The 21,206-nt window shown below is 64.0% G+C and carries 22 protein-coding genes; 11 read left to right on the plus strand and 11 right to left on the minus strand.

The window, feature by feature from the left end:
- Nucleotide 1: 1 nt before the first annotated feature.
- The 3 genes from ACWKV4_RS09740 to ACWKV4_RS09750 are packed head-to-tail and all read left to right on the plus strand — an operon-like array spanning nucleotide 2 to nucleotide 1,358.
- A complete protein-coding gene (locus ACWKV4_RS09740; RefSeq protein ID WP_483831865.1) occupies nucleotides 2-286 on the plus strand; it encodes a hypothetical protein in 285 nt (94 codons plus the stop codon).
- 6 nt (nucleotides 287-292) lie between these two features.
- Nucleotides 293-1,162: a TauD/TfdA dioxygenase family protein gene (locus ACWKV4_RS09745; RefSeq protein ID WP_483831866.1), complete on the plus strand. Its 870-nt coding sequence runs from the start codon at nucleotides 293-295 to the stop codon at nucleotides 1,160-1,162.
- Between the two features lie 31 nt (nucleotides 1,163-1,193).
- Complete coding sequence (locus ACWKV4_RS09750; RefSeq protein ID WP_483831867.1) at nucleotides 1,194-1,358, plus strand: hypothetical protein; 165 nt, start codon at nucleotides 1,194-1,196, stop codon at nucleotides 1,356-1,358.
- 355 nt (nucleotides 1,359-1,713) lie between these two features.
- Here the strand turns inward: ACWKV4_RS09750 and ACWKV4_RS09755 are convergent, their stop codons facing one another.
- The 10 genes from ACWKV4_RS09755 to ACWKV4_RS09800 form a co-directional block, all read right to left on the minus strand.
- Entirely contained in the window at nucleotides 1,714-2,949 is a 1,236-nt protein-coding gene (locus ACWKV4_RS09755) for an MFS transporter (protein ID WP_483831868.1), read from the minus strand.
- 51 nt (nucleotides 2,950-3,000) lie between these two features.
- The gene (locus tag ACWKV4_RS09760; protein ID WP_483831869.1) at nucleotides 3,001-3,513 is read right to left on the minus strand and encodes a GNAT family N-acetyltransferase; all 513 of its coding nucleotides are present in this window, start codon (nucleotides 3,511-3,513) and stop codon (nucleotides 3,001-3,003) included.
- A 150-nt stretch (nucleotides 3,514-3,663) separates the two neighbouring features.
- Nucleotides 3,664-4,551: a metal ABC transporter substrate-binding protein gene (locus tag ACWKV4_RS09765; protein ID WP_483831870.1), complete on the minus strand. Its 888-nt coding sequence runs from the start codon at nucleotides 4,549-4,551 to the stop codon at nucleotides 3,664-3,666.
- 4 nt (nucleotides 4,552-4,555) lie between these two features.
- Nucleotides 4,556-5,425 (minus strand): metal ABC transporter permease, encoded by an 870-nt coding sequence (locus ACWKV4_RS09770; protein WP_483831871.1) that lies wholly within the window; start codon nucleotides 5,423-5,425, stop codon nucleotides 4,556-4,558.
- Nucleotides 5,422-6,180, minus strand: coding sequence for a metal ABC transporter ATP-binding protein (locus ACWKV4_RS09775; protein WP_483831872.1), 759 nt, complete (start codon nucleotides 6,178-6,180; stop codon nucleotides 5,422-5,424). Before ACWKV4_RS09775 ends, ACWKV4_RS09770 begins: the two co-directional genes overlap by 4 nt.
- 244 nt (nucleotides 6,181-6,424) lie before the next feature.
- Nucleotides 6,425-7,768: an OprD family porin gene (locus ACWKV4_RS09780; protein ID WP_483831873.1), complete on the minus strand. Its 1,344-nt coding sequence runs from the start codon at nucleotides 7,766-7,768 to the stop codon at nucleotides 6,425-6,427.
- A gap of 12 nt (nucleotides 7,769-7,780) precedes the next feature.
- Nucleotides 7,781-9,241, minus strand: a complete 1,461-nt coding sequence (locus ACWKV4_RS09785; RefSeq protein ID WP_483831874.1) for an ABC transporter ATP-binding protein — start codon at nucleotides 9,239-9,241, stop codon at nucleotides 7,781-7,783.
- Nucleotides 9,238-10,059 carry an ABC transporter permease gene (locus ACWKV4_RS09790; protein ID WP_483831875.1) on the minus strand — a complete coding sequence of 274 codons (822 nt, stop codon included), beginning with the start codon at nucleotides 10,057-10,059 and terminating at the stop codon, nucleotides 9,238-9,240. Before ACWKV4_RS09790 ends, ACWKV4_RS09785 begins: the two co-directional genes overlap by 4 nt.
- Nucleotides 10,056-10,991 (minus strand): ABC transporter permease, encoded by a 936-nt coding sequence (locus tag ACWKV4_RS09795; RefSeq protein WP_483831876.1) that lies wholly within the window; start codon nucleotides 10,989-10,991, stop codon nucleotides 10,056-10,058. The genes ACWKV4_RS09790 and ACWKV4_RS09795 overlap by 4 nt, the downstream gene beginning before the upstream one ends.
- Nucleotides 10,988-12,529, minus strand: coding sequence for an ABC transporter substrate-binding protein (locus ACWKV4_RS09800; protein WP_483831877.1), 1,542 nt, complete (start codon nucleotides 12,527-12,529; stop codon nucleotides 10,988-10,990). Before ACWKV4_RS09800 ends, ACWKV4_RS09795 begins: the two co-directional genes overlap by 4 nt.
- Nucleotides 12,530-12,955: 426 nt before the next feature.
- Here ACWKV4_RS09800 and proP point away from each other — a divergent pair, with 426 nt between their 5' ends.
- Nucleotides 12,956-14,458, plus strand: a complete 1,503-nt coding sequence (gene proP, locus ACWKV4_RS09805; RefSeq protein ID WP_483831878.1) for a glycine betaine/L-proline transporter ProP — start codon at nucleotides 12,956-12,958, stop codon at nucleotides 14,456-14,458.
- A 108-nt stretch (nucleotides 14,459-14,566) separates the two neighbouring features.
- Nucleotides 14,567-15,016: a globin domain-containing protein gene (locus ACWKV4_RS09810; RefSeq protein WP_483831879.1), complete on the plus strand. Its 450-nt coding sequence runs from the start codon at nucleotides 14,567-14,569 to the stop codon at nucleotides 15,014-15,016.
- Here ACWKV4_RS09810 and ACWKV4_RS09815 read toward each other — a convergent pair.
- Nucleotides 15,009-15,914 (minus strand): LysR substrate-binding domain-containing protein, encoded by a 906-nt coding sequence (locus tag ACWKV4_RS09815; RefSeq protein WP_483831880.1) that lies wholly within the window; start codon nucleotides 15,912-15,914, stop codon nucleotides 15,009-15,011. The genes ACWKV4_RS09810 and ACWKV4_RS09815 overlap by 8 nt on opposite strands.
- Nucleotides 15,915-16,084: 170 nt before the next feature.
- On the opposite strand from ACWKV4_RS09815, the gene ACWKV4_RS09820 reads away from it, so the two are divergent.
- The 6 genes from ACWKV4_RS09820 to ACWKV4_RS09845 are packed head-to-tail and all read left to right on the plus strand — an operon-like array spanning nucleotide 16,085 to nucleotide 21,192.
- Complete coding sequence (locus ACWKV4_RS09820; protein ID WP_483831881.1) at nucleotides 16,085-16,795, plus strand: ABC transporter permease; 711 nt, start codon at nucleotides 16,085-16,087, stop codon at nucleotides 16,793-16,795.
- On the plus strand, nucleotides 16,795-17,493 hold the full coding sequence (locus tag ACWKV4_RS09825) for an ABC transporter permease (RefSeq protein WP_483831882.1): 699 nt from the start codon (nucleotides 16,795-16,797) through the stop codon (nucleotides 17,491-17,493). Before ACWKV4_RS09820 ends, ACWKV4_RS09825 begins: the two co-directional genes overlap by 1 nt.
- A gap of 16 nt (nucleotides 17,494-17,509) precedes the next feature.
- On the plus strand, nucleotides 17,510-18,352 hold the full coding sequence (locus ACWKV4_RS09830; RefSeq protein WP_483831883.1) for a transporter substrate-binding domain-containing protein: 843 nt from the start codon (nucleotides 17,510-17,512) through the stop codon (nucleotides 18,350-18,352).
- Nucleotides 18,353-18,382: 30 nt separating this feature from the next.
- Nucleotides 18,383-19,513: an NAD(P)/FAD-dependent oxidoreductase gene (locus ACWKV4_RS09835; protein ID WP_483831884.1), complete on the plus strand. Its 1,131-nt coding sequence runs from the start codon at nucleotides 18,383-18,385 to the stop codon at nucleotides 19,511-19,513.
- Entirely contained in the window at nucleotides 19,488-19,805 is a 318-nt protein-coding gene (locus tag ACWKV4_RS09840; protein ID WP_483831885.1) for a (2Fe-2S)-binding protein, read from the plus strand. Before ACWKV4_RS09835 ends, ACWKV4_RS09840 begins: the two co-directional genes overlap by 26 nt.
- Complete coding sequence (locus tag ACWKV4_RS09845) at nucleotides 19,798-21,192, plus strand: FAD/NAD(P)-dependent oxidoreductase (RefSeq protein WP_483831886.1); 1,395 nt, start codon at nucleotides 19,798-19,800, stop codon at nucleotides 21,190-21,192. The genes ACWKV4_RS09840 and ACWKV4_RS09845 overlap by 8 nt, the downstream gene beginning before the upstream one ends.
- Nucleotides 21,193-21,206 lie beyond the last annotated feature (14 nt).

Raw genomic sequence — 21,206 nt, forward strand, 5'->3', positions numbered from 1 at the left:
GGTGTACCGGCGGGCCTATGCCTATGACGCGGCCTACGCCCAGGCCCATGCCAACGCGGCCTTGGAGCTGGCCGCGCGGGCCTATGCCACCGGTGATGGCGTGGCGTATGCCAGCCTGGCTGGCCCCCTGGCGCGGGTATGCGTTTGGGCGTGCAGCCCCGGGCAGCACGCACGCCCCACGGTTTACGCCCACTTGGCCAAGCAACTGCTGGCAAGCCTTGTACCCAATGTTTCGAACCGCACAGCACACCCTGATGCTGGCGCGACTTTCCCACTCAAGAGGTGAAGGACCATGGACCAACTGGCACTTGACGCCATTGCACGTATCGCGGGCGAAACCCGTGCGCCCTATCGCAGCCTGGCGGTGGAGCGCTTGACCCCGGTGATTGGTGCGCAGATCAGCGGCGTTGACCTGGCCCGGCCGCTGAACGATGGGCAACTGGCGGAGATCCACCGGGCGCTGCTGGAAAACCATGTATTGGTGTTTCGCGACCAGCACCTAAGCGTTGAGCAACACAAGGCCTTCGGCCGCCTGTTCGGCACGCTGCGGGCGCTGCCTCTGGAAGACATTGACGGTGACGACCCGGAGCTGGTGGTGATCCGCGCCAACGCCCAGTCCCGCTATGTGGCCGGCGAAGCCTGGCACACCGACGGTACCGCCGACCGGGAGCCGTCCATGGGCTCGATGCTGTACGTCAAGGAAACCCCCGCCATTGGCTGCGGTGGCGATACCCTGTTCGCCAACATGCACCTGGCGCTGGACATGCTGTCCCCGGCGATGCAGCGCTTTCTCGAAAGCCTGACCGCTATCCACGATGGCGAGCTGCCCTGGAAAGGCTTTACACCGCCGCCGGGCCTGCCCAAGACCGAACATCCGGTGGTAGTACGCCACCCGGACACAGGGCGCAGAACCCTGTTCGTCAATTCCGGGTTTACCTCGCACATCGTGCAACTGTCGGCGGGCGAAAGCCAAACACTGCTCAAGATGCTGTTCGACCTGGTCTCCCACGAGCCCATCCTGCATTGCCGCGTACGCTGGGCGCCCAATACCTTGGTGGTGTGGGATAACCGCTGTACCCAGCACCATGCGGTATGGGACTACTTCCCCCATTCCCGCTATGGCGAGCGCGTCACCGTGCTGGGCACCCGGCCCGAGGCCTGAGCGGGCGTAGGCCGCGACCGGGTTCAACACCGTGGCGTGGCTGGTCGCGAGCAAGCTCGGCTGCTACGCCGCGATCGGGTTCAACACCGTGGCGTGGGCGGTCGCGAGCAAGCTCGGCTGCTACGCCGCGATCGGGTTCAACACCGTGGCGTGGGCGGTCGCACAACCCGTAGCAGCAGGCCTTGGCCGCGACTAGGTCAACACCGTGGCATGGCCGGTCGCGAGCAAGCTCGGCTGCTACGCCGCGATCGGGTTCAACCGTGGCGTGAGCGGTCGCACAACCCGTAGCAGCAGGCCTTGGCCGCGACTAGGTCAACACCGTGGCATGGCCAGTCGCGAGCAAGCTCGGCTGCTACGCCGCGACTGGGTCAACACCGTGGCGTGAGCGGTCGCACAACCTGTAGCAGCAGGCCTTGGCCGCGACTGGGTTCAACACCGTGGCATGGCCGGTCGCGAGCAAGCTCGGCTGCTACGCCGCGACTAGGTCAACACTGAGTCAGGTAGTAGTCTTAGGAACCCAAGCGCCGGGGTCGGCGCTGTGGTGTCTTGTTTCAGCGCACCGCCACTGCCGCCGCCTGCGGCTGACTACCGCGCAACACCCGATACCCCACCAGGCCAATGGGCACACAGCTCAGCGCCAGCAGGGCGAACCAGAGCGTGCCGCCGAAGTGGGTGATGGCCAGGGCGCCGAGCCAGGGCGCGAGGGCCGAGCCCATGCCGGCGAGCATGGAGATGCCGATAAAGCTGCCGCGCATGCCGGGAGGCGCCAGGCGGTCAATCAGGGTACCGAATAACGGCATGACCACGATCTCGCCCAGGGTGGCGAACATCACCGCGACGACCCAGCCGACCCACCAGGCCTGTGTATTGGCGGCAATCAGCCCGTGGGCGATCAGCATGCAAGCCAGGGCCAGCAGGTAGGCGGTTTTGTCGGCCATCGCGATCAGCCTGGGCATCAACCACAGGTGCGCGACCAGCACCACGGCGGCGTTGGTCACGCTCATCATGGCGATCAAGTGATTGATGTCCTCGACCTTGAGCTGCAACAGGTAAAAGGTTAGCGGTTCATCCAGTTGCGCGTAGAGCAGCACCAAAAAGAAATTCATCAGGATGATTGCCAGCAGTAGGCGGCTGCCCAGCACGGCGCGCCATACCGTTAGCAAGGGGGCGGAGGCGGGCTTGGTGGCTTGATCGTGACGGCGGGTCGCGGCCTTGAAAATCGCCCAGGCCAGCAGGGTATTGGCCGCTACGGCAATGGCGAACACGCCGTCGTTGGCGTGGTTGGCGAACCACAGGCCGATCAGCGGGCCCAGGGCGGCGGCGCAGTTGACCACGTAGTAGCGGATATGAAAAACGAAGGTGCGCTGGCTGTCGTCGGCCACCGTATCGCTGAGCAGCATGCGCAGCAGGGGTTCGAGAATGCTCTGGGCCAGGGCGAAGATAATGATCGCCACGAAATAACTACCTTGGGCCGGCCACAGCCCCATCAACCCATACCCGCACACGCAGAGTGCGCAGCCGGTGAGCATCAGGTTGCGGGCATCGAAACGGTCCCCTAGTAGGCCGCTGACCGGCGAGAGCGCGATGGAAATAGTCGCCCCCAGCGCTACTTGGGCGCCGATCTCGGTAATGGGGGTGCCGAAGCGGGTGTTCATCGACACGGCAATGAACGGCCAGATCATAAAAGACGCCACCCGCGCGACCCCCATGACCAGCAACAGCCGCAGGGTGGAAGGGGGCAGGGCGCGGAGGGCGGCCCAAGTGCTGGTCAACGGCGGCTGATTCATCGAGCCTCGCGGCGGCTAGGGGGGGCGTGGCCGAGCCAGGAACGTCGCGGCTCACAGGCTGTAATGGTAGATCAGGTCGTCGAACCACTGTTCGCCGATCTGATAGGCCCGGGGTTCGCGGCGGGCGAACACAAAGCCGCATTTCTCCAATACCCGGCATGAGGCGATATTGCCGTCGGTGACCGTGGACTCCAGTGAGGTAAGGCCTAGGCCGCGGGCGTAGTCGATGATCACCTGACGGCAGTCGGTGCCGTAACCGCGGCCCTGATGCTCAGGCAGCAGCAGCGTACCCACTTCGGCATGCCCTGGGGACATGATGCGTAAGCCGGTCACGCCCACGGCCGGGCCGGTGTCAGTCAGGCTGGCGACCAAGCACAGCCAGTGGTCCGAGTTCGGGCCCCACGCGGGAAGACGATGCTCGAAGCCACGGCGGATCTGGGCTTCATCAATCTCGCCGAACACGTATTGCATGGTCTTGGGCTCCTGATGAAGCCGCAGGAACAAGGGCCAGTCGGTGCTTACCAAGGTGCGAAAGCGTAACCGTTGAGTGTGTAGCTCCAGCATCCGACGCCTCCCGTTGTGCTTTAACAAGAACAAGGGTTGTAAGCGTTGGGGCGAGAAAGATCAATGGCCTGGCTGCTACGGCTGCACAGGCACCTATGATGTTCTGTTCGCCAGCTTTGCTGGCTCCTACGGCAGTTGGAGCATCACCGGCTATTTCATCGCCGCCACCAGGGTGTCGACGTTGTGCCGGAACATCGCGATATAGGTAGGCGCGGGCCCGTCTGGTGGGCTTAGGGATTCGACATACAGCTCACCCCCAGGCCGCGCGCCGCTGGCCGAGGCGATCTGCTTGACCAGGCGTGGGTCGCTGGAGTTTTCGAAGAAGTACGCGCTGACCCGCTCCTGCTTGATCTGGCGAATCAGGGTGGCTACCTGAGCGGCGGACGCTTCATTCTCGGTGGAAAACCCCAGCGGCGCGAGGAAGGCCACCCCGTAGGCCTCACTGAAGTAGCCAAAGGCATCGTGGGAGGTCAGCACCTTGCGCCGTTCCGGCGGGATGCTTTGCACTTGCGCCCGCGCATACTGGTCCAGCGCGCTCAGCTCGGCCAGGTAAGCCTGGGCGTTGCGCTCGTAATCGGCCTTGTGGGCTGGGTCTGCCTGGTCCAGGGCCTGGGCGATGTTGCGCACGTACTGCATGGCGTTGCTGGCGCTGTTCCAGGCATGGGGGTCGACCACCTGCTGGCCGTCCTCGCTCATGCCGCGGGTCGCGATCCCGCGGGTCAGTACCACGGGTTCGTGGGCGTACCCCGAGGCCTGGATCAGCCGGTCCATCCAGCCTTCCAGGTGCAGCCCGCTGACAAAGGCAATGTCCGCCTGGCCCAGGGCTTTGGCATCGGCGGGGGTAGGCTCGTACACATGGGGGTCGCCGTTGGGGCCGATCAGTGAGGTGACCTGCACATGTTCGCCGCCCACCGTGCGCACCATGTCGGCAATCACGGTGAAGGATGCCACGGCCTGCACTGGCTTGGCCTGGGCCAGAAGGGGCGTGCCTGCCAGCGCAAGGCCTGCCAGCAGGGTTAACAGCGGGGGAAGGTTCATAGGGTCAGCTCGTTAAATGGGCGCAGGGAAGGGCCCGGCGCAGCACGCCGGTACGGCCGAACAACAGTGACAAGGCGTAGAAAGCGCTGGCGCTGAGCACGATGGCCGGGCCCGACGCCACGCTCAGGTGGTAGGAAACGATCAGGCCGATCAGCCCGGAGAGGGTCGCGATCAAGGTGGAGGTCAGCATCAGGCCAGCCAGGCTGTGGGCCCAGAAGCGCGCGGCGGTGGCCGGCAGCATCATCATGCCTACAGCCATGAGCGTGCCGAGGGCTTGAAAGCCTGCTACCAGGTTGAGTACCACCATCAGCAGGAACAACACGTGGTACACCGACCCACGCCCGCCTACCGAGCGCAAAAAGCCTGGGTCGAAGCATTCCATCACCAGGGGCCGATAGATAAGCGCCAGCAGTAACAACGTAAAGGAGGCAATGGCCGCTACCAAGGTAATGGCGGGGGCGTCGATGGCCAGGATGCTGCCGAACAGCACATGCAGCAGGTCTACGCTTGAGCCATGGGCCGAGACGATCATCACCCCGGCCGCCAGGGAGGTAAGGTAAAAGCTGGCAAAACTTGCGTCTTCGCGCAGCGCGGTAAAGCGGCTTACCAGCCCCGCCAGCAAGGCCACTGTAAGCCCAGCGACCAACCCGCCGAAACCCATGGCCGGCAATGACAGGCCGCCGAGCATAAAGCCCACCGCCGCACCGGGCAGCACGGCGTGGCTCATGGCATCGCCAACCAGGCTCATGCGCCGCAGCATCAGCAGCACCCCCACCGGGCCCGAGCCCACCCCCAGGGCCAGGCAGGCCACCAAGGCGCGTCGCATAAAGCCAAACGCCACAAAAGGCTCCAGTGCCAGTTGATACAGGGTCATGGCGCCACGCTCGCCAACACCTCGGCCGAGCAGGTCACCGCGCCTGGGCTCCAGTGCTCGGCCATGACCTGTGCCCGACGTAGGTTTGCCTCACAGAGCACGCTCTGGGTGGGGCCCCAGGCGATGGTGGTGCGCGCAAGTAACAGGGTGCTGGGAAAATGCTCACGCACCTGTTCCAGATCGTGCAGTACCGCGATGACGGTGCGGCCCTGGTGGTGCCAGCCGTGTACCAGGCGCAGCAGGTCGGCGGTAGTTCGCGCATCCACCGCAGTGAAGGGTTCGTCCAGCACAATCACCGGCGCGTCTTGCAGCAGCAGGCGGGCGAACAGCACCCGTTGCAATTGCCCGGAGGACAACGACCCCACCCCTCGCGCCTCGAAACCGGCCAACCCCACTGCCTGCAGACAATCCATGGCCCTGGCGGCAAGGCCCTCGCTCAACCGGCCCAGGCTACCGATGCGCTGCCAGGCGCCCATGGCCACGGTATCGAACACCGTAAGAGGAAAACTACGGTCCAGCTCGGCGGCCTGGGGCAGGTAGCCCAGGCACTGCCGGGGTAGCCCACCCAGGTCCACCCGGCCCTCGGCCGGGCGAAGAAAGCCTGCTAGCGCCTTGAGCAGCGTCGACTTGCCGGCCCCGTTGGGCCCAACGATGGCCGTAAGGCTGCCTGCGGCAAAGCAACCGGTCACATGGTGAACAGCCGGGCGCCGGTCGTAAGTGACGGTGAGGTTCGATAGGTTCAGGTCAGCGCTCATGGAATCAGGGTCGCCCAATAGACAGCCGCCCATAATGGCGCCAGAGCAAGCATCGCGAGCAGCGCTCGCTGGCCGGCCGACGCAGCCATTAGCGAAAACGGGCGGGGCTTTATATCAGCCATAAACGGCGGGCTCCAAGGCAAGAGGCAGCAAGGCTAGCACTAAATGTTATCTTATAACATTAAAAAGTGTTTACCTTGTCGCGCTTGGAGCCTTTACTTGGGTAGGGGTACCTGGGTGGCCGCTAGAACGCGCCAGTCAGCGGGTATTCAACGGCCAAACGTAGCTGATCGGCATCCAGTTCGGCCTGGGCAACGTTGCCCCGGTGCACGTTGTGCCGCACCGAAAACGTGGTGCCCTTGGCGGCGCCGCTCTGCACCACATAGCGTGCTTCAAGGTCCCGTTCCCAGTGCTTGCCGCCTTCGCCGTAGCCCAGGTAGGCATAACCACCACGTGGGTCCACATGGCTGCCGTCGATCTGGCTGCCCCTGATATAGGCCGCGCTCAACACCAGCCCTGGCCAGCCCCAGTTGGCCATGGACAGGTCATAACGGGCCTGCCACGAGCGCTCGTTAGGGGCGTTGAAGTCCGACAGCTGCACCGCGTTGGCCAGGTAAATAGCCCCACGGCTTACGTAGTCAAAAGGCGTATCCCCGTTCACCGCCTGGTAGGCCAGGCTGAAGCTGTGGGCCCCCTGGGCGTAGGTGGACATCAGGCTCCAGGTGGTGTTGTCAATCTGCCCACTGAGCGCCTTGCCGGTATCCTGGGTGCGGTAGAGGTTAAGGTTCAGGGTGAGTGAGCGGTCCTGGTCCAGGGCGTTGACGAAGGTGCCGCCCAGGTAATGCTGCTGCCAGCTGTCTTCATAGCGGGAACTGTAAAGGCTTGCGCTTATGCCTTTGCTGGGTGACCACACCACCCCGGCCAGGTCCAGCGTATCGCCCTTTACCGCATTGGAATAGTTGACCACCAGGCCCCGGTTATGGCTGCTGGCATTGCGGTCGGCGCTTTCGGTGAAGTGGCCGCCCACGAACTTAAGCCCTTGCAGTTCGTTGCTGGTCAGAAACCACCCGGTAGCGGTCTCCGGCAGCAGGCGGCTGTCCGAGGCGCTGAACACCGGAGTTTTGACTCGCTGTTCACCATACGTCAGCACGGTGGAGCTAACTCGCAGCTTGGCCGCCGCGCCCCCGCGGCTGTACTCGGTTTTGGGGTGGCCGTCGTTATCCAGGCCGAGCAACCTAGCCTTGCCTGCTCGGCCACCCCCACTGTCCAGCTGGGCGCCCAAGTAAGCATGGGCGTCCAGGCCAAACCCCACCAGCCCCTGGGTAAAGCCGGACTGATAACTCCCCATCAGGCCATAGCCCCATTCCTCGGCGAAGCCATTGCGCTGAGCGCGGGGTTTATAGGCATTGCGCGCGCCGCTGTTGCGGCCGCCATGGCGGTACTCACGGCTGTCATACACGCTGCGGTTAAGCAGGCTCCAAGTGCTCTCTTCGATAAACCCTCGGGCGTTGGACTGGGCCGAATCGGCCAAGGCAATGGGGCTCACCAGGCTGGCCAGGAGCATCGAACGAATAGGCAATACGGTCATAAGGGTCTCGGTTCAGGCTTGCGCGGTGGCGTGAGCAGGGTGGGCGAGGGCAGAGGGTTGTGCGCAGGTGGGCGTGGTATCGCCCAGGGCAATGCGTTGATCGGACACCGCCTCGATCAAGGCCTGGTCGTGGCTGACCAGCAGCACGGCGGTCTGGTGCTCCCGGGCCGTTTCCACCAGCAGCTCAATCATTTCCTTTTGGGTAATCAGGTCCAGCCGCGAGCTGGGTTCGTCGGCGAAAATAAACAGCGGCTTGAGCAACAGCACCCGCAGCAACGAGAACCGCTGCAACTCCCCACCGGACACGTTCCCAGGCAGCCGCTCCAGCAGCGCAGGCTCCAGCCGCAAGCGCTGCATCAGCCTGTGGATACCGCTGGCGTCCAGGCGGTGCAGGCGTACCAGGTCGGCCAGGTTGCGCGCGAGGGTAATGGTGGGTGGGAAGGCCGCCACCGGGTCTTGATACAGCTTCTGGAAGGCCACTCGTGGCGCGTCGCTGGGCTTGACCACGCTGCCTTCGCTGGCGGGCAACAGGTTCAGCAACACGTCTCCCAAGCTGGATTTGCCGCAGCCGGACGGGCCGGTCACGCCGACGATCTCGCCCCGGCGCACGTCGAAGGACAACCCCTTAAACAGCGTACGGCCTCCTCGTTGCGCGGCCAGGTCGCGGACCTTCACCACGATTTCGGCCTGGGAAGGCGGGCGCGGCCGCCGAGGCCAGCGGCTAGGGTCGGCGTCGATCAGCCGGCGGGTATAGGCGTGGGTGGGCCGCTCCAGTACGTCCTCGGCGCTGCCGCTTTCGATGATTTTGCCCTTGAGCATGATCATCACCTGGCCGCCCAGGCGCCTGGCCACATCGATGTCGTGGGTAATGATCAGCAAGGCGCCGCCATGGGCAACGCCGGCTTGCAGCAGGCTGATAATCTCGCCGATACGGTCGCGATCAAGGCCCTTGGTGGGCTCGTCGGCAATCATCAGCTTGGCGCCCCCGGCATGGGTGGCGGCGAAGGCCAGGCGCTGGGCCATGCCGCCGGACAGCTCAAAGGGGTAGCGTTGGGCAGCGTGGCCCAGGCCCAGTGCGTTAAGGGCCTGGCCCGCGGCGCCCCGCGCCTGGGGCCAAGGCTTGCCGGCCACATAGTGATGGCTTTCGGCGACCTGCGCGTGGGCCTGCATGGTGGGGTTCAGGCTCAGCCAGGGCTCTTGGGGCAACACAGCGATGCTCCGGCCCCACAAGCGATGCCGCCCGCTGGCTTGGCCGTCTTCGCACAGGCCGTCCCCGAACTCGACCTTGCCCTGGGCGTGCAGGCCGGGCGGCAGGTTGCCGACGATGCCCTGGGCGAACAGGCTTTTACCCGAGCCGGTTTCGCCAATGATGGTAAGCACTTCACCGGCTCGCACTTCTAGGGACAGCGGCTCTACCAACTGGGCATCTTGGGTGCGAATGTGCAAGGCATGGGTTTTAAGCAGAGGTTTCACGGCTTGCGCCCTCCGGCAATCAGCATGAGCGAGAGCACAATCAGGAAAATCACCACAATAGGCAGGGCAATGATCAAGGGCGCTTCGGCAAAGTAGGGGAGCAGTTCGGTGATCATCAGGCCCAACTCGGCGGTGGGCGGGCGCACGCCCACGCTGACGAACCCAAGGGCGGCGATGGCCATGATGGCCGAGGCCGCGCCAAAGGCGGCGAGGGTCAGCAGTACCCGGGCAAGCGCTGGCCACAGGTGCCGGCGCACGATGTACAGCGGGCCAAAGCCCAGCAGCCGGGTAGCGGCCACCGCAGGGGAGGCCAGCACCGTACGGGCCAGGGCGCGGCTCATGCGGAAGTACTCGATCCACAGCACCAAGGCCACGGCGCCATACAGGGCCACAAACGAGCCGGGGAAGATCGCCACGATCAACAGCACCAGCAACAGCCCCGGCAGCGCCAAAAAGGCCTCGGCCACCAGCCCCAGGGCTTTGTCGGTCAAACCGCCTTTCCAGGCCGCGAGGATACCCAGCAACACGCCCGGTATCGCGGCGGTGGCCACGCTCACCAATGCCAGGCCCAGTGACAGGCGCACGGCAGCGGCCAAGCGGGCGAGCATGTCCCGGCCCAGGTGATCGGTACCCAAGGGGTGCTCCGCGCTGGGTGCGGCTAAAATGGCGCTGTAATCCTGCTTGGCCAGGTCCAGGTTCCACAGCAGCGGCACGGCGATGGCGAATACGGCCAGCACCATCAGCAGTGCCAGCCCCGCCAGCCGGGGCAGCGCAGGGTTGGGCGCACGGGTGTACGCCACGCTAGCGTCCAGGTTCATGCGTCGCTCCGGCGTGGGTCGATAACGTGGTTAAGCACGTCTACACAGGTGTTGAGCAGCACGAACATCAAGCCCATGGCCAGGGCCGCACCTTGCACCATGGGCACGTCGCGCTGAACGATGGCGTGTACCAGGCCGTGGCCGATGCCAGGCCAGGCGTAGAGGGTTTCCACCACCACCACGCCTTCGATCAGGTACACCAGTTGCACCCCCAGGTAGGTCACCACCGGTACGCTGATATTGCGCAGGCCGTGGCGCAGGAAGAGCGTTGCGCCCTTCAGGCCCTTGAGCCGGCCAAAGGCGTAGTAAGGCGAGGCGGCCACCGCCAGGGTGGCATCCCGCGCCACCCGTGAGGACACTGCCGCCAAACCCAACGCCAGGGTGACCGTGGGCAGCACGGTGTGAGCGAAGGTGCCGTGCCCGGCCGAAGGCAACAGCGCCAGTGAGACCGAGAAGATCAACACCAACATCACCCCCAGCACGAAGTGGGGCACGGCGCGGGTGGCCAGGCTTAGCAGCAGTAGGCTCCGGTCCAGCAGGCTGCCTGGGCGCAGGCCGGCGACGATCCCCAGTGGCGGGCCAATCAGCAACGACAGCAACACCGCGCCGATGGCCAGGCGTACCGAGCTGCCCAGCTCATGGGCCACCACCGCCGTGACCGGGTTGCCGGACACCAGCGACGTGCCCAGGTCCAGGGTCAGCAAGTCACCGATCCAGCGTAAAAAACGGCCTATCAAGGGCTGATCCAGGCTCAATTCGGCGCGTACCGCATCAGCCGCGGCACCGCTGACCATGTCATAGCCGTAACGCCCGGCAGCGATGCGGTAGGCCGCGTCCCCTGGCAGCAAGGCCATCAGCGCGAAGGTCAGCGCGCCGATCAGCACGGCCACCATTACCGCCTGAAACAAGCGAACCCCCAATAGCCGGATCATGGCGCCCACCGCAGGTCAGCCAGGCCGAAGGTCCGCTCGAAAGGGTCGATGCGCGCGCCTTCAACACCCGGCGCTACCGCGATGGATTGCCGGTACCAGGCAATAGGGATCAGCGGCAATTGCTCCTGCACCAGGCCGATCAGTTGATGGCGCAGCCGTTGCTGTTCAGCAGCGTCATCAGTGCCCACCAGCGCGGCCAGGCTTTGGTCGAAAGCCGGGTTGCGCCAGCCCATGGGGCCCCATTCGGTACCGCCTTGGCCAAAATCACCCAGGAGGGTCACCAGCGGATCTGGCGCGAGGGCGTAGTTGCGCCCATACAGGGCCAACTGCAGGGTGCCGTCATTGTGCGCGGCCGGAATGGCACTGGCGTTCTCCACCGCTACCTCGACGCCCACGCCCACTTCGCGCAACTGGGCCTGCACGGCCGTGGCGATCAGCGGAAGCTCAGGTCGGTCGGAATAGGTCAACAATTTGAGCTGAAGCTGTTGCCCGTTTTTTTCTCGGATGCCGTCGGCGCCAGGCACCCAGCCTTCAGCGGTGAGCGCTTGCCTGGCGGCCTCTGGGTCGTAGCCTAAAGGCGGCAGCGCAGGGTTGTGCCAGGCCGGTACGCTGCTGGCGAACATCTGGGTCGCGCCGGTGCCGGGGGCGCGCAGCACGGCGGCGGCAATGCCTTCTCGCTGGATGGCCAAGCTCAGCGCCTTGCGTACGGCTACCGGTGCGGTGGCGCCACTGCCGGCATTAGCGGCCAGTACTACAACGCGAGGTACAGGCCCGATCAGCACTTGGGAGCGTTTGGCCCGCTGCAGGCGCGCGATGCTGGGTGGGTCCAGTTGGAACACCAGCTCGGCACCGCCGCTTTCGGCCATCAACGAGCGGGTTTCGCCTCGGCCAGCGCCCAGGTAGGTAACCTTCTCGAGGCTGGGCTTAGGGCCCCAATAGTCGTCGAAGCGCTCGGCGGCCAAACGCTGTGGCGGCTCCAACAGGGTCAGCTTATAGGGCCCAGTGCCAATGACCTTCTGCACATTGCCTTGGCTGTCGTAAGCCGCGCTGGCCAGAATGTTCGTGGAGGCGTGCGCCAACAGTGCCGCTAGCGGCTTGAATGGCGCGCTCAAGGCAATGATCACGTCGTTACCCTTGGCGGTGATGGCCTCCACCTTGGCGTTGCGCAAAAGGCCGGGCTTCTTCAGCGCCGCGTTCAGCGAGTGAGCGGCCACGGCGGCGGTCAGCGGGCTGCCGTCGTGGAACGTCACCCCTTGGCGCAGGGACAGCGTCCACTGCTTGCCATCACCAGACACTGTCCACCGCTCGGCCAACGCCGGTAGTGGCTGGCCATTGGCATCGGCTTCGAGCAGGGTTTCGGTGATTTGCATGCGCTGGAACACAAAACCCGAAATGGCCGGGTCCAGCCCGCCGATCTCGAAAGGCGCGACCACGTCGAACACGCGGTCATCCGCGAAAGCAGGAGCGCTCGCCAACGCGAAGCAGGCAGCCACGGCGGCGGCAAAGGGCAATAAGCGGGGGGGTTTAACAGGGGGCATGGCAGTCCTTGGTCAGTGCTCGCCAAACGCCTTTGCTGTGCCTTGGTTGCGCTGCGTGTGGGCAGGCTGCGCGTAAAGGCCCGGCGCAAGGCAAGGCGTACGAAGGGCCGCATCATAAAAGCGTTATGATATAACGTCTATAAAGTACATACCTTGTAACATTCGCTGTCTGAGCAAAGGTGACTCTGGGTTAGCACCACCATGCCCCACCTGAGCCACGACCTTTCCCACACGGTGCTGGCCCTGCGCCCGGGTACCCCTGCCACGAAGCAGCCGCACCCGCGCATAAGGGCCCAGGATGACTAGGCCACAGCAAAGTGAGCTAACAGTGAATTATTTCACAGCCGTCACCTCTGACAGTCATCCACACGTCACGGCAGGAGCCGGCGTTCGTGATAAAGACTGACCAGGTACAAGGTAATTTGCATGAAAATAGGTAAAAGGCGCGCCAAACCCTTCGGTTTGAAGGACATCACCATTGTCGATGATGTGAAAATGCGCAAGGCCATCACGGCTGCCGCATTGGGTAATGCCATGGAGTGGTTCGACTTTGGCGTGTATGGGTTCGTGGCCTATGTGCTAGGTAAGGTGTTTTTCCCCAGCGCCGATCCTAGCGTACAGATGATCGCAGCGCTGGGTACGTTCTCGGTGCCGTTCTTGATTCGCCCCCTGGGGGGCCTGTTCTTTGGCGCCGTGGGGGACCGCTATGGGCGGCAGAAGGTATTGGCCGCCACCATTGTGATCATGTCGCTGAGTACCTTTGCCATTGGGCTGATTCCGTCCTATGCCTCCATTGGCATCTGGGCACCGATCCTGCTGCTGCTGGCGAAAATGGCCCAAGGCTTCTCGGTGGGCGGTGAGTACACCGGCGCGTCGATTTTCGTGGCCGAGTACGCGCCTGACCGCAAGCGGGGCTTTTTGGGCAGTTGGCTAGACTTCGGCTCCATCGCAGGCTTTGTGTTCGGCGCGGGCGTGGTGGTATTGATTTCCACCGTGATGGGCGAGGAGACATTCCAGGAATGGGGCTGGCGCTTGCCGTTCTTCCTGGCACTGCCCTTGGGCTTGATCGGGCTATACCTGCGTAACGCTCTGGAAGAAACCCCTGCCTTCCAGCAGCATGTGGAAAAGCTTGAAGCCGGTGACCGCGAAGGCCTGGCCACAGGCCCACGGGTGTCGTTCAAGGAGGTGGCCACCAAGCACTGGCGCAGCCTGATCACCTGTGTGGGCGTGGTAGTCGCCACTAACGTGACCTACTACATGCTGCTCACCTACATGCCTAGCTACCTGTCCCACAACCTACACTACGGTGAAAACCGCGGCGTGCTGATCATCATCGCCATCATGGTGGGCATGTTGTTCGTGCAGCCGGTGTTCGGGCGCTTGAGCGACAGGTATGGCCGGCGGCCGTTTATCATCATCGGCAGCGTGGGCCTGTTCTGTCTGTCTATCCCAGCCTTTATGCTGATCACCAGTGGCAAGCTGGGCCTGATTTTCGGCGGCCTGCTGATGCTGGCCGTGCTGCTCAACTTCTTTATTGGGGTAATGGCTTCCACGTTACCCGCGATGTTCCCGACCCATATCCGTTACAGCGCCCTGGCCAGCGCCTTCAATATTTCGGTATTGATCGCAGGTGTGACCCCGACCGTGGCGGCCTGGCTGGTTGAAAGCACCGGCGACCTTTTTATGCCGGCCTACTACCTGATGGTGATTGCCCTGATAGGCCTGGCCACCGGTTTGACCATGAAGGAAACCGCCAACAAGCCCCTGCGTGGCGCGGCCCCTACGGCGTCAGACCTGGACGAGGCCAAGGAGCTGCTGCAGGAGCACCACGACAACATCGAGCAGCGCATCGAAGACATCGACGCTCAGATTGTTGCCTTGCAGGCCAAGCGTGAAGAGCTGGTGCAGCAGCATCCGCGTATCAACTAAACCGAGGGGGTCGGCAAGGTCCAGAAAACTTAGCGCGCTGGCCGGCTGCCACGCGCTTTCGGCTAAACTGAGGGCACTTAGATGCCGGTGAGCCCTGAAGGAGCCCCAATGAACCAACCTCTGTCCGCCAGTACCATCGCCACGATCAAATCCACCGCCCCTGCCTTGCAGCAACACGGCGTGGCGATCACCACCCGTATGTACGAGCGTTTATTCGTAAACCCCGAGCTGAAGGCATTGTTCAACCAGGCGGCGCAAACCTCAGGTGAGCAGCCCAAGCGCCTGGCTGCGGCCATCCTGGCCTTTGCCAACAATGTGGACAAGATCGAGGCCCTGGAAGGCGCGGTGAACAAAATCTGCGCCCGGCATGTGGCTACCCACATCAAGGCCGAGCATTACCCCGCCGTGGCCGAGGCGCTGTTGCCTGCTATCAGGGATGTGCTCGGGGAGGCGGCCACTGACGAGATTCTTGACGCCTGGGGCCAGGCTTATTGGTACCTGGCCACTATTATGATCGAGCGTGAGAAAACCCTGTACGCGCAGGCCGAGCTCAACTAGCGCCCATGTTGTGTTTGAGTGTTTGTTCCGCGAATCCCAAAAAGCCCTCCGCAAACTGCTGTACCAAGCCATGGGCGGCGCCATTACCAGGGCGAATCACCAGAAAGCTGGCGTCGATGCGCGTGCTGAATGGGCGTACCGCTACACCCTGATCCGAGAACTGCCGGGCAGTGGGCGGGTCGACCAAGCTGATGCCCAAGCCCTGGGCCACCAGCGCGCAGGCGGTATGGGACAGGCCGGCCTCCAACCGGGTCAGTCGAGGTACCTGGGCCAAGGCCAGGGCTACGCCCGCCGCGAACAGTGACCCCGGGGCCACGCTGATCATGGGTTCGTCGGTGAGGTCTACGGGGCGAATCACCGCACGCGCAGTCAAGGGGTGGCCGCTGGGCAGCGCCACCACCGCCTCCATGGGCACGGCCTGAATAGCCAACCCATGGCGGTTGAGCGGGCCTTCGGCGTAACCGACATCCGCCTGCCCCGATGCAACCATCTCCGCCACCAAATGCGAAGGCACGCCCAGCACACTGACTTGCAGCTGAGGCCTGTGGGCCAAAAAACCTGCCAGAAACTCAGGCAGCAGGGTGTTGGCCACCGCCGGCATGGCGGCGATCCGCAACGAACCGGCGGTGTGTTCACCAATACCCTTGGCCACGCGGGCGATGCGCTCCAGGCCAATGAAGGAGCGTTCGATTTCCGGCATCAGCGCAGTGGCCTGGGGTGTAGGCAGCAATTGGTTGCCCCGTCGCTCGAACAACGCAAAACCCAGCGCATCTTCCATGTCGCGCACCAGCCGGGTTACCGCCGGTTGGCTGACCGCCATCAGGTCGGCCCCGGCGGTCATGCCGCCGGTGCGCATTACCGCGTGAAAGGCTTCGACCTGCCGCAATGTCAATCGCATGGCCATAACACCTGGTTATGTGGAATAAGGGAAAACTGATTATGGATTATGCCTGCGTTATGCGACATTGCCTCCAAGCATTTGAGGCGACGCCATCGAAGCATCGCCCACGTCACATGTAGTCCTTTATACCTGCCCTCGTTCAAGCAGCCATCCTTTCGGGGGCATCTATGACGTTTTGGCAAACCATGGGGTTCGGTGACCAGGGCTGGGCAGCCGATATGCTGCTGGCCACGGTCATGACCTGCGCCATCGCCTTTTGTGGCTTTGCCGCAGGTACGCTGATTGGTGGCCTTGGCTGCTGGGCCAAGCTATCGCCTTACCCTGTGGTGCGCGCCTTGGCTGACGCCTACACCACGCTGATGCGGGGCGTACCCGACCTGCTGATCATTTACCTGTTTTATTTCGGCAGCAGCCTGGTGTTGACCCAAGCCGCTCACGCTATTGGCCTGGACAGTTTCGTCGGCTTGCCGGCCTTTGTGGTCGGGATGCTGGCCATCGCCGTAGTGTCGGGTGCCTATCAGATCGAAGTATTGCGTGGGGCCATGGGTAGCGTGCCACGGGGCACCTTGGAAGCCGGCCGCGCCTTGGGGTTGACGGGTTTCAAGCTCCTGATGTTGGTCATCGCGCCCCAAGCGCTGCGTTTTGCCTTGCCGGGTTTGGGCAACGTATGGCTGTTGGTGCTCAAAGAATCAGCACTGATCAGCGTGGTGGGGATGGTGGAACTGATGCGCCAGGCTCAGATTGGCGCGGGCGCCACCCATCAGCCGTTTTGGTTCTACGGCACCGCGGGGGCGCTCTACTTACTGGTCAGCGTTAGCAGCAGCCATGTGCTGGGGCGGCTGGAACGCCGCCTGGCCTTGCCCACGAGGGCGCGATAATGGATTGGGCCTTCCTGCTCGACTGCGCCGCAAAACTGCTCAAGGGCCTGCCATTGACCCTGAAGCTTGCGGCGTTCGCCTGCCTGGCAGGCTTCGCGCTGGCCTGGCTGCTGTGTGCATTGCGCCTGTCCGGGCGTCCTTGGCTGGATTGGCCTGCTCGTGCCTTGATCGAAGTGCTGCGCGGCACGCCCCTGCTGGTGCAGCTGTTTATCATTTATTACGGCCTGGGCCAATTCCCGTGGTTGCGGGAGAGCGCGGCCTGGCCTTACCTGCGCGATGCCTATTGGTGTGCTTTGTTAGCCCTGGCCCTCAACACCGCCGCCTATACCAGTGAAATCTTACGCGGCGGCCTCCTTAACGTGGCTGCCGGGCAGCGAGAGGCCGCCGCCGCCCTGGCCCTGAACCGCTGGCAAGCCTGGTGGCTGGTGGTATGGCCCCTGGCATGGCGGCAAATGCTGCCGGCCTACGGTAACGAGATCATCCTGATGGTCAAGGCCACCTCTCTGGCGTCGATCGTCACCCTGATGGAGGTGACCGGCATCGCGGCGCGCCTGGTGTCTCAAAGCTACCGCCCGGTGGAGGTGTTCGTCTGCGCCGGGGCCCTGTACTTACTGATCAATTTCGTCATTACCCGCGTGGTGCGCTGGCTCGAGCGCCGCCTGCACCAGGATCGCAAGGCACGCGCGGGTTCTGTCTAACCGAGGGGAAACGCCAATGTTGAACAAGTGCTTGTTGGGCACCCTAGCGTGCTTGTCGTTGGGTAGCGCGCTGGCTCATGCCGAAGACGCGCGCGTGCTTAAAATCGCTACGGAGGGGGCCTATGCGCCCTGGAACTTCGTCAAGCCTGGTGGGCAGCTCGATGGCTTCGAAATTGAACTGGCTCACGATCTGTGCGCACGCATCCAGGCCAAATGCGAGGTAGTGGCGCAGGACTGGGACGGGCTGATTCCTTCGCTCAACGCTGGCAAATTCGACGCCATCATGGCGGGAATGAGCATCACCGCCCAGCGTCAGCAGGTGATCGGCTTTAGCCGGCCCTACGCCGCGCCGCTCAATGGTTTGTTGGTGATGAGCAATGGCCCGCTGGCAGCCTTGAGCGCTGCCGGCACCCTGGACCTGGACCAAGACGAAGCAGGCGCCAAGGCGCAGGTGGAGAACATGGCGCCGCTGCTCAAAGGCAAGGTGCTGGGGGTGCAGGGGTCCACCACCGCTGCGGCCTTCGCCGAGAAATACCTGGGCGAGTTGATGGAAGTGCGTGAATACAAAACCGTCGATGCGCACAATCTAGACCTGCTCAGTGGCCGTATCGACGCGGTACTGGCCAATGCCGTGGTGCTTAAGCTGGCCACCGAGACACCCGCCATGCAGGGAGCCCAACTGGCCGGGCCGATCTTTGCCGGCGGCGTGTTCGGCCCTGGGATCGCCATGGGTTTGCGCAAGGGCGACACCCGCCTGAAGGCTCGCTTCGATCAGGCCATTGATGAGGAAATCGCCGATGGCAGCTTGAAAAAGCTCTCGGAAAAATGGCTGAAGCTCGATGTTACCCCTACCAAGTAACGGCCTGTATGCCAGCGGGAGCCTGTGTCGATGACTGCAGCGAAGGTGTGCGTGGTGGGTGGCGGGCTGGTGGGTATGGCGATCGCCTATGGGTTGGCGCGCAGCGGCGCTTCGGTGTGCCTGCTGGATCAGGGCGACGTGGCCTGGCGCGCCGCGCGGGGCAATTTCGGCCTGGTGTGGGTTCAAGGCAAGGGCTATGGCCTACCTGCCTATGCACGGTGGACCCTGAGCTCGGCGGCGCTATGGCCCCGGCTGGCCCAGGACCTGCTGAGCGAGACCGGCATCGACGTGCAACTGCGCCAGCCCGGTGGCTTTCAGCTGTGCCTGGACGACGCAGAGCTTCAAGAGGAAGCAGGGCGCCTGGCCTGGTTGCGTGAGGCGCTCGATGGCGCCTATGCCTACCAGGTGTTGGACCTGCCGGCGCTTCAGCGGCGTTTGCCAGGCGCTGGCCCGACCCTTGCCGGGGCCTGCTACTGCCCCAGCGACGGCCATGTGAACCCGCTGTTGCTGCTGCGCGCTCTGAGCACGGCCATGCAGGGCCGGGGCGTGACGCTGTGCACCAATGCCGATGTGCAGCGCATCGAACGGGCCGGGGAGGGTTATCGGCTGCTGGGGCCGAACCAGGCGTGGCAAGCGGAGCGAGTGGTGCTGGCGGCGGGCTTGGGTAACCCGGCACTGGCCGCTCAGGTAGGGCTGCATGTACCGGTGCGGCCTAACCGTGGGCAGATTCTGGTCACCGAGCGTATCGCGCCTTTTCTGGATTACCCCACCAGCTACGTGCGCCAGACCGCCGAAGGCAGTGTGCAGTTGGGCGACTCTCACGAAGCGGTCGGCTTGAACGACGGCGTAAGCCGAGGCGTGATGGCCGAGCTGGCGCAACGGGCGGTCCGGTGTTTCCCGCGCCTGGCCGGGGTGCAAGTGGTGCGCACTTGGGGTGCGTTGCGGGTACTGAGCCCCGACGGTTATCCCATCTACCAGGAGGCGCCTGGGGCGCCGGGTGTGTTTGGCATTGCCTGCCACAGTGGGGTCACCCTGGCCGCTGCCCACGCCTTTACCTTGGCGCCCTGGATCGCCGGAGAATCGGCCCCGGCAGAAGTATCGGCCTTCACCGATCAACGTTTTACGGAGCCTCGTCATGAGCAGCACGCCCTTGTTCACTAGCCTGGGTAGCCTTGACCGACCACGGGTACTGATCGAATTGGACGGCCAGCCCTTGAGCGTGCTGGCAGATATTTCCCTGGCTGCGGCTTTGCTGGAAGCGGGGGTAGGGCATACCCGCCGCACACCGGTCAGCGGCGCGGCGCGTGGGGCCTATTGCCTGATGGGGGTGTGCTTCGATTGCCTGATGCATATCGAAGGCACTTCCCAACGCGCCTGCCAGGTACTGGTACGCCCTGCCTTACGGGTACAGCGGCATCTGATAGCCACCGCCGCAGGTGAGCGGCATGAGTGAAGCATGGCAGGTGGTGATCATCGGCGCGGGGCCAGCGGGCATGGCCGCGGCGTTAACCTTGAACGGCTTAGGGCTGCGGGTACTGGTGGTGGACGAGCAGCCTCACCCTGGAGGGCAAATCTACCGTGGCGCCCACCTTGCGCCTGAAGAACGGGCCAAGGTGCTGGGGCCGGACTACCAAGCCGGGGCAGCGAGGGTAGAGGCCTTCCTGGCCAGTGGCGTGGCCTATGTGCCCCAGGCTTCGGTATGGCTGGTCACCGCGCAGCGCGAGGTGCACTACCGCGCCGCTGGCCAGGCCTATCGCGTTCAGGCTCAGGCGGTATTGCTGTGCTGCGGCGCGTATGAACGGCCCATGCCACTGCCGGGCTGGACACTGCCTGGGGTAATGACCGCAGGCGCCGCGCAAATTCAGCTAAAAGGTGCCGGGCTGATTCCGGCAAGCCCTGTAACGTTGGCCGGCAGCGGCCCACTGCTGTACCTGCTGGCCTGGCAATACCTGCGCGCTGGGGTAGACATCGCGGCGCTGGTAGACACCGCCACTACCGACGATGGCTTCAAGGCGTTGCGTTACTTGCCCCAGGCGTTGGGGAATGCCCGACAACTCTTGAAGGGCCTTGGTTTGTTGCAAGCCATACGCCGAGCCAGGGTTCCCTGGTACCTGGCGGCCAGCGATTTGCGTATCGACGGCCAGAACCATGCCGAAGGCCTGCGGTTTTTCAGCGCAGGGCGCGAGCATCAGGTGGCTAGCCGCCTGATTCTGCTGCACCAAGGCGTAGTGCCCAATACCCAGCCGACCCAGGCCTTGCAGGCCACTCACCGTTGGGATGAGCGCCAGCAGTGCTGGGTAGCCGAGCAAAACCTGTGGGGCGAACTGAGCGTAGCGGGCTGTTTCGTGGCTGGCGACGGCGCTGGCATCGAAGGCGCGCAGGTCGCCGAACTGCAGGGGCGCGTGGTGGCCATTGGCATTGCCCAGGCGCTGGGGCGACTCAGTGCCCGTGCGGCTACAGCCCAGGCCAAGCCATGGCGGCAACGCCTGGCACGGCAGCGTAGCGCACGGGCTTTTCTCGATACCGTGTACGCGCCGCGCCCGGCGTACCTGGCACCGGCCGACCGCACCATTGTCTGCCGCTGTGAGGAGGTCACCGCCGGAGACGTTCGCCACTACGCCGCTTTGGGCTGCCTGGGCCCGAATCAAGCCAAGGCCTACGGGCGCTGCGGCATGGGCCCGTGCCAGGGGCGCCAATGCGGCCTGAGCGTCACCCGCCTGCTGGCCGATGCCCACGGCCTTAGCCCGGCACAGGTGGGCTATTACCGTATCCGCCCACCGCTTACCCCAATCACCCTGGCCGAATTGGCCAGTGAGCAATCACCTTTCCAGTCACCTTAATGAGGTATTACCCC

The organism is Pseudomonas artemisiae (genome assembly GCF_057128685.1).